This window comes from Bacillus sp. GC_Bacil_1 (genome assembly GCF_026540675.1).
GTDB lineage: Bacteria > Bacillota > Bacilli > Bacillales > Bacillaceae_G > Bacillus_A > Bacillus_A cereus.
In genome coordinates, this window is record NZ_JALNUG010000008.1 from 85,205 (window position 1) to 98,592 (window position 13,388).

The window sequence follows — 13,388 nt, forward strand, 5'->3', positions numbered from 1 at the left end:
TTAATAAGCGTAAAAACCTTTACCACTCTTTCTACCACATTCACCTGCATCCACCATCTTTTTAAGTAATGGACAACATCTAAACTTTGGATCTTGATATTCCTCATAAAGTACATTTAATGAATGTAATACTGTATCTAACCCAATTAAATCTGCTGTTTCTAATGGACCCATTGTGTGTCCAAAGCATTTTTTAAATATATCGTCTACCTGTTTAGGTGTTGCTACACCATCCATTACAACCCAAGCTGATTCATTCATGAATAAGTGGGAGATACGGTTAGAAACAAAACCAGTCTGATCATTAACAACTATTGCATCTTTATCTAATTGTTTTAGGAAAGCTTGAGCCTTCGTGACCGTTTCATCTGAAGTTAAATATCCTCTAATAACTTCTATAGATGGTTTCATATATACCGGATTCATAAAATGCATTCCTATTATTTTATCTGGACGCTTTGTTACTCCTCCTACTTTTGTTATTGAGATACAAGACGTATTGACTCCGAAAATTGTATCCTTTTTACATATCTCATCTAATCTTCTATAGATCGGCTCTTTAATTTGCCAGTTTTCTGGAACATTTTCTACTATATAATCACATTCAGCCACTTCATCAAGATTAGTAGAGCTACTTATTAACGAAAGTACTTCTTCCTTATGCATTCTAGGAAATGCTTTATTAATTAGAGGAGCAAAGCGAACTGTCTCTAATATTTTCTCTTCCGCTATTTCTAACTGCTCTTCTGTAACATCAATTAATACCGTTTCTAGACCATGCAGCACTAAATCTACTGCCATGCCGATCCCCATTGTTCCAGCACCTACAATACCAATTTTCTTGAACATTTATCCATCATCGCTCCCTTAATATATTTATAATTTATATCTAAAAACTTTTACATTGAAGAACTCTTTGCAGGTAACGTTTTTGTTCTCTCTCTTTAATCTGTTTTTCAGTAAGTGCTGTTTTCATCATTTGGATTGCTTCTTCTACATCACTTTTCTCCACTGAATACCCCGAATTAATTTTTTCTTCCAATTGACTTTGGACCTTTTGAAATGGGAGTACTACCTTTTTCTGATAATCACTTAAATCTGTATTATAATTTTTTGTACTTACAACTACAGTTAAACACCCTGATATAACTTCTTCATAATCAGATTCTTGTAATGTAAAAGAATTTTTTGTACTTAGGATATCTTTCTCCCTTTCATAATTACATGTCGATATAGCAGGGTTAATAGCTTGCAGAAGATACTTCAAGACTTCCTTTGGTCCCATTTCAATAGCTTTCATAGACCCTTGATTCATTAGATAGTGAATCATGTCCAACCATTTCACAGGCTTTATTAATTGTAAGTAAAGGTTTTCTCTTATATTTTCTATACCTTTATACATTGAACTATCATGATTCGCTATGACAGGTACTAATGGCTGTTTCATATCTATATTTTCTAGTACACTCTTATATTTTTCAGCAGCAGGTTGCATCATAGGAGAATGAAATGGTCCACTTAATTTAAGGGGGATTGCAATTCCCCCATGCTCTACTACCATTTCACAAGCTAACTGAACCGCAGAGTTTGTACCAGAAATTGATGTTTTATTTGGAGTGTCATAAGCCGATATATATACTTCCTGTCCCTTGGTTAACAATTCTGAACAAATACCTTCAACAATTTCTGGAGCAAGATTGTTAACCCATGCCATAGTTCCATCTATAGTCAATGCATAGTTACTCAAAATCGTACTACGTTCTTGTACTAATTTTAAGGTATCTGAAAATGCAATTGCTCCAGAAGCACATAGAGCTGTATATTCTCCCAAAGAATATCCAATCATTACCTCTGGTTTATTGCCTATTTCCTGTTCAAAAACTCGAAAAGCTGCCATGCTAGTTGTTACTAAAGCAGTCTGTGAATTTTGTAACTTTTCAAGGTCAGCTTTGTATATCTTCTCCATACAAAGGGAAGCCATGTCTATTTTTAGAGTGTCACTTGCTTCTTCAAATATCTCACGTGCTACAGGGAAGTTTTCATAAAGGTACTTACCCATTCCAGAATAATGGGATCCTACGCCAGGAAACATAAATACAATATTCATTTTTTTATCTCCCTTTTTTTCATCTTAAGCTATCTTCAACTCTATCTAATAAAGCTTGTCCCTCTTCAGTTTTTCTTAAATTCACTAAATCAACTACATAGCGAATATCTGATACATCATTCCATCCTAAATCCAGTGCAAGATTCATATGCTTTAACGAAAGATCGATTCTATCAATTAATGAATAACCACATGAAAGTAAAAAGTGATGCCATGCATTTAAATCTCCTACAGTACGAGCTTTTTGTACAAACTCACTAGCTTTATTAAAATCTGAATAGTATCTTAGTTGATGGTATGCGGTAAAAACGAAATTATCTAATTCGTTATAAGGAAACACATAAGCTGTATAGGTTTGAAGATTTGTGAATCCAACTTTTCCCGCTAGTTTAATAGATGGAATACGAAAATCCTCTGTCTTCCAATGTGGTGTTCTTCCTTGTTTTAAACAGTCATCCAAGAATGCTCTTGCAGCCAACCAAGCATACCCTTTACCTCGCTGGAATAAATCATAAGTGTTAATTCCAATTTCCACATCAGTATCTGTCGCAAAAACCGATAAGCAACTAGTTACAACTTGTTCATTTACCATTACTACATAACCAAATCCATTTCGAATGAAATCCTGAGTTGACTCCCAAAAATCAACAATATCATCCCGTACCATTGCGAACTTTTTATCTGATAACATGTCGATTGTAATACATTCCACCGTTACCTCATCAGGCATATTAGGTTTAGATAACTTATTATAAGACTCCGGATCAAAAGTAAATGTTACTCGAGTGTAAGGTTTAGGAATAAACATTTGCAATTGTTCCTCGACAACCTGTTTCCATTTTGATTCGGGTAATAATTCAACCTGAAAAAAGTCATCCCCTATCTGCTGAGCCTCAGGTGCAATTACTTCTTTAATAAAAGTTGGTAGACTTGAAACAAAATTACTTGTAGGATCACCTAATAAATAAAAAATTTCTTGTTCTGCCCATACAAGTGCACATCTAGGGTTATTAGGATTATCCACATAAATATGTCCCTTATTGTAACCATGAGCTATACCATTAAGTATTGGATGGTTCTTATAATCAACGAGAAGTGGAGATATTTGTTTGAATTCATCCTTTTCTTTTACCAATTCATAAATCATATTCTTAAAAGTCCTCCCTTTTGAGAACAAGTGTGAAGTGCATGCTGCGCAATAATTGGCTGAAGTACCTGCGAGGTACCTTCAATAATTTCTAAAACCTTTGCTTCCCTAAATAAACGCTCAACAGGATATTCTCTTGAAAACCCGTTTCCACCAAACACTTGGACAGCGTCTGTGGCTACCTTCATAGCCATCTTTGAGGCAAAATATTTTGCAATGGTTGTTTCAATTACAGCATCAGTATGTCTATCCTGACGCTTTTTCCCAGCCTCTTGGCATAACGAACGAGCTGCTTTTATATTTACACTTGCTTCTGCTAAAATTGTTTGAATTGCTTCATATTCACATATATATTTATTTCCCTGTTTTCTTCTTCTTGAATAAGCTACCATTGCTTCTAGTGCTTCTTGAGCAATGGCTACTCCCGCCCAGGCAATACTATATCTACCATGATCAAGGGCTGTGTTAACTACATAACTCCATCCACCCCCAATTGGTCCTAACAAATTTTCAGCTGGTACCTTTACATCTTGCAAATGAATCTCAGCTATATGCGAGGAATTACTTGCTAACAGTTTACTCATTTTATTTGTAGAAACACCCGTCATTGACCGTTCAACAATAAAAGCGCTAACTTTTCCCTCACTAGACGCAAAAACTAAAAAACAATCCGCAATGTCAGCAAAAGAAATCCATTTTTTGTGCCCATTAAGAATAAAATGATCATTAACTTGTTTATAGGAAGTTCCAACCGCTTTTGCATCAGAACCAACCTCTGGCTCAGTTAGGGCAAATGAAAATAATAGGTTCCCCTTTGCCATCTCAGGTAACCATTTTCTCTTTTGCTCTTCAGTCCCCCACCTTTTAATTGACTCCCCTACTAAAGATACATGAACTGTAAGTAATTCCCGAACCGAATTACAAGCTTTACCAATGATTTCAGTAAGACGACCATAATCTAAAGAATCAAGAGAAAGCCCACCATATTCTTTTGGTATCGTTGCACCCAATACACCATAACTTGAGATTTCTTGTATCACATCATAGGGAAGCTCTTCATTACTTTCAAACTCACTTGCTCGAGGCCGAAGCTTCTTTTCCGCAAACTCATCAACTACTCCCAGAATCTCTTCTGCATTACTCATACTGTGAAATTCCCATTCTTCTTTTTGTTAATTAGATCAACCATATTATTAATAGTAGAAAAGTTAATAATATCCAGTTCATCATTATCTACTACTATATCAAACTCCGTTTCTATGAAATTTAACATTTGCATAGCAAAGAGCGAATTTACATAACCTTTTTCAAATATGTTTTCATCATTAGCAACAATAGTTTCCTCTGCATTAAAAATAATAAGATTTTTTTTAATGTATTGACGTATTTTTTCATGATTATCCATGTAATTACTCCTTCTGAGACCTGGGAAATCAATTAACCTATATCCCAATTAAAATCAGTCTCTATTTTTATTTTTTCTTTCTCCTGAGTCGCAGATAAAACAAGTTCTTTTTCCTCACTTGTTAACATTTGAATATCTTTTAGACTAACATTAGGATGAGTTGTTATTTCTTCTAATAGAAGGTTAAATCGCCGTCCAAATTCTACTATTGTTGATTTATCAAATAAAGATGTAGCATATTCAAAAGTGAATTCATATATATCTTTATTTTCTTCAGCAATAAGAGTTAAATCAAACTTACTTGTTAGTGTATCTGTGTTTGTTTCCGTGCTAATTTCTAATCCATCCACAACTATATGTTTTTCATCAGAATTTTGTAATACAAACATGACATCAAATAAAGCACTTCGGCTTAAGTCTCTAGAAAGATCTAATTTTTCCACTAACTGATCAAATGGATACACCTGATGTTCGAAAGCTTCTAACGTATCGTTTTTCACTTTTTTCAAGTGATTAATAAAAGATTGATCTGGATTTATTTGATAACGTAATGCAATTGTATTTACAAACAGCCCCATAAGAGGTAACAGATCAGCATGCGGCCTACCTGCAACTGGTGATCCTATAATGACATCCTTTTGTTCCCCATGCTTGTACAGAAAAATAGTGAAGGTAGCCATAAGTAACATAAAAGGTGTCGTATCAGTTTCTAGTGCTATTTTTTTTATTTTTCGAGTAATTTCCTTGTTTACTTGGAAATTATATTGTTCACCCTCAAAACTCTTTACAGGTGGTCGACCTCGATCATATGGTAATTCAAGAACTGGTATATCCCCTGAGAATAATTCTTCCCAGTATTTCTCATGGATATCAAATTCTTTAGAAGATAATAATTTTTGTTCCCACACAGCATAATCTTTATATTGCAAACGATTTTCCGGCAATGTTTCCCCAGCATATAGGGCCTTAAAATCATGCATAAAGATACTTAAAGACACGCCATCTGTTATGATGTGATGAAGGTCAATTACAAGTAAATAACTATGATCTTTTAACTCCTTTAGTCCAGCCCGCATTAACGGAACCTTAGAAAGATTAAATGGTTGTAACCATTCTTTATACTCTCCCTTTATCATTTCTAGCTCAAATGTTACCTGTTTTAATACTCTCTGTACTAACTGATCCCCCTGCCACTCAAACCGTGTTCTGAGTATTTCATGGCGTTTAATAAGCTTTTCAAAGACTAATTCTATCCTTTTCCGGTCCACCGTTCCTTTAAGAATAAAACAACTTGGTACATTGTATGTCATCTGTGCCCCATCCATCTCTTGTAATAACATCATTCTTATTTGAGTCGATGAAACCGGGTATACCTCAGATTCCGGTACTATTTCTATCTCTTGCAACCTATTTTCTTTTGAATTTTTAATAAAATGACTTAAAGTGCTTATTGTTGGATACTCAAAAAGATTTGCCAATGATAATTGTACGTTAAATTCTTTCCATATTTTAGCGTTGATTACAGTAGCATGAAGGGAATGACCACCAAGTGCGAAAAAATTATCTTCCACACCAATACAAGGATTACCTATAACTTCTTTCCATATATCAACTAGCTTTCTCTCCATATCATCGAGTGGTTTTACATAATTAGTGGTCTCCATCGATGGAGAAGAATCTATAATTACATTCTTTGTATTACCTTCTATAACAGAAAAAAGAAATGTCATTATTTGTTCAGCTAAATTTTGCTCGTATTCTGCAGCATGGTGAATTTTATCTGAAATGTTTACTATCCCTTCTTTAGTTACTGATTTTGTTAAGTGCATTTTTATCAATGATCCACGAATTACTCCCCAATTGGCAGCTGCTGTCTTCATAGATTCAGCGATAGTTTGGAAGTCCGAGTGATAACGCTCACCAAGAAACGAAAGCATTTTTGAAAACTTCACTCGGCCATCTACAACTTGACCTAAATGTGAGAATAACGGGACATCATTAAAGTCTAAATATCCATCTGTCTCTTTATTTAAATCAAACCTACTTATTAGTTTCGTAGCAAAAAGGTGCATTTGTGAAAAAATATGTTTTTCATCTTTTATATGTTTTATCCAATTTGACAAATCGGTTGTAATCGATTGTATGTCTGTGATTTCATCTTCAGTAACTTTTAAAGTACTTACTTTTTGATAACCCTTATGAAAAAGTTCTGTTGAAAATTGTGCATTTTTAACCATAAAATATGGATCGGTAATAATTAAACAGTCTTCTTCGGGCTCATATCCTACAATAACAAATGAATGAACAATATGATTTTTTAGATAATTCTCATCCCAAGGAAGCCAGTATGCATTCATGGTTACCACCACAGGAAATCCCGAGTATAATTGTTCTAATATAATTTCAAATCCTTCATCGGATGAATCTGTATCAAATATAGTACTTTTTATACCATGATATTTTTCTAAATCACTTACAAAATAACCAGACTCTGTATATAAACCATCCCCTAGATTTCCATTATCGACAGGAGAAAAACCAAAATCCCATAATCTAGCGTACATTAAATAATGTTTACGCTTAAACCAATTAGCTAACGTAGCAATTACATCATCAATACAATTCTGTTCAGAACTTTTACAAGGCTCTACATCATATAAGATTGAAGAAGTATAATTTCCCATTTACTCACCTCTATATTTTTACCAACAGGAAAAACTATTGTAATTTGGTTATTTCTCTATACTAAGTTGACAGAGATATGTATATATTCTTTAAAAAGCTATCAATTATTATTAACGCATTTCATATAAAGAATCTTATTTCTCGAATCACTTTTTATTTTAATCATTCTATAATAGGGAGGAGAATTCCCTAACTCATAGTCACCAGAATAAACACTAACATTCTAGAAAGCTAAGAGGGAAAGCTCCTTTAATCCCACAGTATAGCAAGTGTAAATTTAAACTCTTAAAAGTCGTGTTTACAATATGAAGTAATACTAATTATTTTTCTTTTCTGCTATATAAGCAGCTAGTTGTTTTATATTGCGTTTTGTATATGCGACTAAGTCGTCCGTATTAAGATTCTCGTTTTCTAAAGCAAGATCAAGCTCAATAGCTAGTAGAGAATTTCCTCCTAAGTCAAAGAAATCATCCTCTACACCGACAGCTTCAATCTTCAATATACTTTTCCATATTTCAACCAAACGAGATTCTAACTCATTACTAGGAGACATCATACTCTCCTCCTCATTCTTAGGTAAAGATCTAGGTGAAGGTAAGGAATGTCGATCAACCTTTCCACTTGGTGTTAATGGTATGTTTTCAACTTCAATAAAGAAAGTAGGTATCATATAACTCGGAACTAATTTCGCAAGATGCAATTTCAAATCAGAAATGGATACAGGTGATTTTGCTACGAAATAAGCTACAAGTTTTTTCTGCCCATCTTCATCTTGAATGTCTACTATCACTGCTTCTTTAATTGCATGATGTGAAGATAAAGCATCTAAAATTTCCCCTGGCTCAATTCGATATCCTCTAATTTTTAATTGTTCATCATTTCTACCGAGGAATTCTATATTCCCATCAGGTAACCAGCGTGAAAGATCTCCTGTCCTGTACATTTTCTCCCCTTTTACAAATGGGTCTGGTAAAAACTTTTCTTCAGTTAATCTCATTTGATTTACATATCCTCTTGCAAGCCCTTCTCCCGCAATATACAGCTCTCCTACCGCGCCAATAGGCTGAAGTCTCTGTTTTTGATTAAGTATATAAAGCCTTACATTCGGAATAGGCTTTCCAATAGGAATAGTATTATAGTTTTCACTTTCTTGAAGTGAAAATGTACTTGCGATAACCGTCGCCTCAGTAGGACCATACATATTTTCTATTTGAGTCGATAGTCGATGCTTTTTAAATTTATTAACCACCTCATGTGTCAAAGCTTCACCCGCAAGTAATATATACTTTACTTTATTTAAAACCTGGCAATTTTCATTATTAAGTGTATTTACGAATGCCCTAAACATAGACGGTACAAAATTTAATAATTTTACATCATATTTATCTATAGTTCTTAAAATTGCCCTTGGGTTTCGATGTTCCCCATTTTCCAATATTACTAATTTACTACCTACTATGGTCCACCCAAACAACTCTAAAACAGATACATCAAATATATAAGGCGTCTTCAGTAAATACGTATCTGATTCATCCATAGGATATAAATGAGTCATTGAAAATAAGAAATTCACAATACTACAATGTTCAATCATGACTCCTTTTGGTCTACCTGTAGAACCTGAGGTATATAAAATATAAGCTAAGTTATTTGGTTTTCCAGTAACCTCCAGGTTACTTGTATCACCAACGTACAAATTTTCTTGCTTTAAATCAATAATCTCTCCTACAAATGGAATTTCACCTACGTATTTAGATTCTGTAAGTACAAATTGAGGATTACAATCCCCTAAAATATGTTCCATTCGACGCTTTGGATATTCAGGATCAATTGGTACATATGCAGCTCCAGATTTTAGCGCAGCAAATATAGCTATAATCATTTCTACGGATCTTTCCACAACGATACCAATTTTAGTTTCCTGATCTACACCTTTTTGTCTAAGAATACGAGCAAGCTGATTTGCTCGATTATTGATATACGAATAACTGTACGGTATATCATTTGAAATAACTGCGATTTCTTCTGGTTTATTTTCAACCTGATCCTCAAAAAATTGATGAACTAATTTACCCTGAGTAAAATCTAATTTTGTATTATTAAGTTCATTTAACATCCTTGTGGATTCACTTTTACTTAAAACATTAACGTCTTCAATTTTTGCTTCAGGATTAGCTACCATCCACTCTAGCGTATTTATAAAATGCATCATAAACCGCTCTATAGTTTGCGGATAATATAGTCCTGTCGCGTATTCCAATTCTAATCGCAGACCCTCTTCTTCCGGAAATACTTCTATACTCATATCTACCTTTGAAGCTTGATGCTTAATTTCGTATGATTTAAATGTAATATCTTTTATTTTTTCTGATGTTCTTCCGATATTCTGCATTACTAACATGACATCAAATACAGGATTTCGATTAGTATGATAAGCCATGTCTAACTTATCTACTAACTCATCAAATGGGTATTCTTGATATTGAAATGCTTCTAGCGCATTTTCTTTTACTTCATTTAAGAATTGAATTATCGTCTTTTCCGCTTTAGGATGATTTCTCATAGGTAGAGTATTTACAAACATACCTATGAGAGGCTCAAGATCATGATGAATTCTTCCTGCAATTGGAGAGCCTACTATAATATCTTCCTGTTGCGTATACACATGCAATACTATATTTAGTGACGAAAGAAGTACCATATATAAAGTAGCTTCTCTTTCATCCGCAAAGGATTTTAATTTATTAGAAAGTTCAGGTGTTAAATGGAATACTAATCTATCACCTTCAAAAGTTTGATTTAGCCCACGTGGCTTATCGGTTGGGAACATAAGAATTGGTAACTCACCTTTAAACTTCTCTACCCAATACTCTTCAATTTCTTTCAGCCCTTCATCATGTAAACGGTTGGTTTGCCAATTGGCATAATCTTTGTATTGTATTTTAATAGGCTCTAAGGTTTTGCCTGAATATAAATCTATAAACTCTTTTTCTAACTTCGCTAAAGATACTCCATCTGCTATTATGTGATGAAGATCAAATAGTAACAGATATTGATTGAATTCTAATTTCATTAAACCGACGCGCATAAGTGGAGCCCTATCTAGCTGAAAAGGACGAACAAATTCCTGTATTAGCTCTTCAATTGTTGATCTATCAGATTTATATAAATGTTCAATTCTAATATCTAAACTATCATGAATAAATTGAACTGGTTCACCTTTAATAAATTGGAATGAAGTTCTTAATGATTCATGACGTTCTACTAATTCTTTGACACATTGTTCTGCCTTTATAAAATCAAACTCACCTTCTATTAACATTGCACCTGGTATATTGTAGGCAGTTCCTATTCCAGCAAAGCGGTTTAATATATATAATCTTTTTTGTGAAGAAGAAGCTTGATAAAATTCTCTATCAGGTACGATCTCAATTTGAGAATAATTTTCCTTCCCTTCATATTTCTCTATATACTCCGCTAATAGCATAATTGTAGGCCTTTGAAACATTTCACGTATAGGTACATCTACACCTAAACGTTTATATATGTGTGAAACAACAGAAGTAATTTGTAATGAATTACCTCCTAATTCGAAAAAGTTATCATTCACACCTATTTTCTCTATTCCAAGTACTACTTTCCATATCTCAGAGAGCATTTGTTCAATTTCATTACGTGGTTCAATAAATAAAACTGTGGATTGCTCCCAAATTGGATCTGGAAGAGCTTTCCGATCTATTTTACCGTTTGATGAGATTGGAAACTGCTGAATCGGGATGATGTATGCAGGAATCATATAAAAAGGTAAATACTCTCTAAGGAATTGGCGTACCTCTTCTACTTTAGCTGAAGAATTCATAACAACATATGCACATAAAACCGGAGCATCTTCTCCCTCTTTTTTACGTGTAATTACAGTAGCTTCACCAATTTCAGGATATCGTAATAGCTGCTTTTCTATTTCTCCCAATTCAATTCGTAATCCACGAATTTTGACTTGATCATCCATACGGCCTAAATATTCAAGATTTCCATCTGGTAACCAGCGTGCCAAATCTCCAGTACGATATACCTTGTCATCTATAATAGAAGAACCCTCTTTGTTGATTTGTATAGGAACAAATTTCTCCATAGTTAACTTAGGTTGATTTAAATAACCTCTTGCTAATCCTTCTCCTGAAATACACAATTCCCCAGGAATTCCAACGGGTTGTAATTGTTGATTATCACCCATAATATAAACTTTTTGATTAGCTAGAGGTCTTCCTATTGGTAATTGATTCATAAATTCTAACTCAGCGTGCTGAACATGATAACATGTAGAATCTACAGTTGTCTCTGTAGGTCCATAAGCATTTGTTAAATTTGGTCGGCAGTTTTCATTAAATAAACCAAGGAACTTCTGTGCTAATTTCGGTGGTAATTCCTCTCCAGCAATAATAAAATGTTTAAATGAATATTCTACCTCTTCATCTATAAAATTAGTTAATAATCGAAGATGCATCGGCGTTCCATCAGCAATATTTATTTGCTTTTCTTGATAAAAATTAATTAACTCCTGCCCATCAGTTCTTGCTTCCTCAGGTACTATAAATAAACTATTTCCTAATAGAAGCGCACCGAACATGTTTTGTACTGAAGCGTCAAACTCAAAAGGTGAAACTAACCCGATTCGCATAGAGGAACTATATTTATCATATATTTCATTTTTTAACCCGAATATTAAATTTACAACACTACGATTTTCAACCATAATTCCTTTAGGATTACCTGTTGTTCCAGAAGTAAAAATAACATATGCCAAATCGTAAGGTGTACTTACTGAAGGGAAACTAACCAATTCTGTTTCAAGTAGTTCATTAAAACTTACCATACTACAATCCTGGATTTCCCTTGTAAAATCTTCACTAATAACTTCTGGTTTTACTATACAAAGTGGAGATTTACATTCTTTTAGCATTGCCTCTATCCGTTTATACGGCAAATATATGTTAATAGGTAAATAAGCAGCCCCACTTTTTAAAATACCTAGCAATGCAATTACTGCATCAATTGATCGATTCATCATAAGGCCAACAATGTGTCCTTTTCCAATTCCTTTTTTATGTAGAGAACTGGCAACCAGATCTACCTTTTGTTTTAATTGAGAGTATGTTATTTCTCTTTTGTCATCAGAAACAGCAAGCTTATTTGGATTATGCATGACTTGTTCTTCAAATAACTGTATTACCGTTAAATGATGCGGGTAATCTAACTCAGTTTGATTAAATGTAATTAAATCTCTTACGTCATTATCACTAACCCAATCTAACTCTATATGTGGTGTATTCGGTTGTAGTAAAGCTTGCTCTAACAAGTCTATAAAATGATGACCAAATCGCGTAACAGTAGATGTTTTGTATAGATGCTCATTAAAATATATACCACCTTCTATACACCCATTTACTTGACGGAAAGAGAATATAATCTCAGCATTGCTCTCACTTAAATAATTTAAATCTTGAATTTCCTCTAGCAAAATTGCAGTACGGAATGGATAATTACGCCCCTCTGGAAGGTAGTTACTCAAAACCGGTTGTAAACTTTCCAATGGGAAATTTTGATGTTCTAAAGCATTAACCATTACTGTACTAACTTGCTGGAGAATTTGTCTAAATGTCATATGTTCCTCAAGACCATGTCTTAAAACTAACAAAGTATTAATAAGGTTAGTATCACTGTCTTGTTTTAAAACAGGTGTACCAATGCATATATCTTGCAATCTAGTATATTTATTTAACAGTAAAGTAAGTCCAGCAGTAAGAATCATGTGCAATTGAAGATCTGATCCATTTGCTAACTTTAAAATCTTCTCAGACAATTCCTCTTTTAGTTTTATGCTAACATTTGATAAATTCACCTGTTTGTTTGATGTCCGGTAATCATAAGGGAAATGGCAGTCAGCCAGTTCCCCTGATAAGTTTTCTAACCAAAATTCTCTTTCCTTTATTCGTTCATTTGCGGCAATTACTTTATCTTTATTCGCTATTCGTTCAACCATAGTT

The 13,388-nt window shown here is 33.7% G+C and carries 7 protein-coding genes; all 7 read right to left on the reverse strand.

Annotated features, from left to right (window positions below; translation table 11 throughout):
- Positions 1-849 (reverse strand): 3-hydroxyacyl-CoA dehydrogenase family protein, encoded by an 849-nt coding sequence (locus OXT04_RS14175; protein WP_000473349.1) that lies wholly within the window; start codon positions 847-849, stop codon positions 1-3.
- A 40-nt stretch (positions 850-889) separates the two neighbouring features.
- Complete coding sequence (locus tag OXT04_RS14180) at positions 890-2,107, reverse strand: ACP S-malonyltransferase (RefSeq protein ID WP_098251265.1); 1,218 nt, start codon at positions 2,105-2,107, stop codon at positions 890-892.
- A 19-nt stretch (positions 2,108-2,126) separates the two neighbouring features.
- Positions 2,127-3,254 (reverse strand): GNAT family N-acetyltransferase, encoded by a 1,128-nt coding sequence (locus OXT04_RS14185; protein ID WP_098251264.1) that lies wholly within the window; start codon positions 3,252-3,254, stop codon positions 2,127-2,129.
- Positions 3,251-4,399, reverse strand: coding sequence for an acyl-CoA dehydrogenase family protein (locus tag OXT04_RS14190; protein WP_000063355.1), 1,149 nt, complete (start codon positions 4,397-4,399; stop codon positions 3,251-3,253). Before OXT04_RS14190 ends, OXT04_RS14185 begins: the two co-directional genes overlap by 4 nt.
- A complete protein-coding gene (locus tag OXT04_RS14195) occupies positions 4,396-4,659 on the reverse strand; it encodes an acyl carrier protein (RefSeq protein ID WP_000368640.1) in 264 nt (87 codons plus the stop codon). Before OXT04_RS14195 ends, OXT04_RS14190 begins: the two co-directional genes overlap by 4 nt.
- Positions 4,660-4,691: 32 nt before the next feature.
- A complete protein-coding gene (locus tag OXT04_RS14200) occupies positions 4,692-7,343 on the reverse strand; it encodes a condensation domain-containing protein (protein ID WP_267415410.1) in 2,652 nt (883 codons plus the stop codon).
- Between the two features lie 317 nt (positions 7,344-7,660).
- Positions 7,661-13,384 carry a non-ribosomal peptide synthetase gene (locus tag OXT04_RS14205; RefSeq protein ID WP_267415412.1) on the reverse strand — a complete coding sequence of 1,908 codons (5,724 nt, stop codon included), beginning with the start codon at positions 13,382-13,384 and terminating at the stop codon, positions 7,661-7,663.
- Positions 13,385-13,388 lie beyond the last annotated feature (4 nt).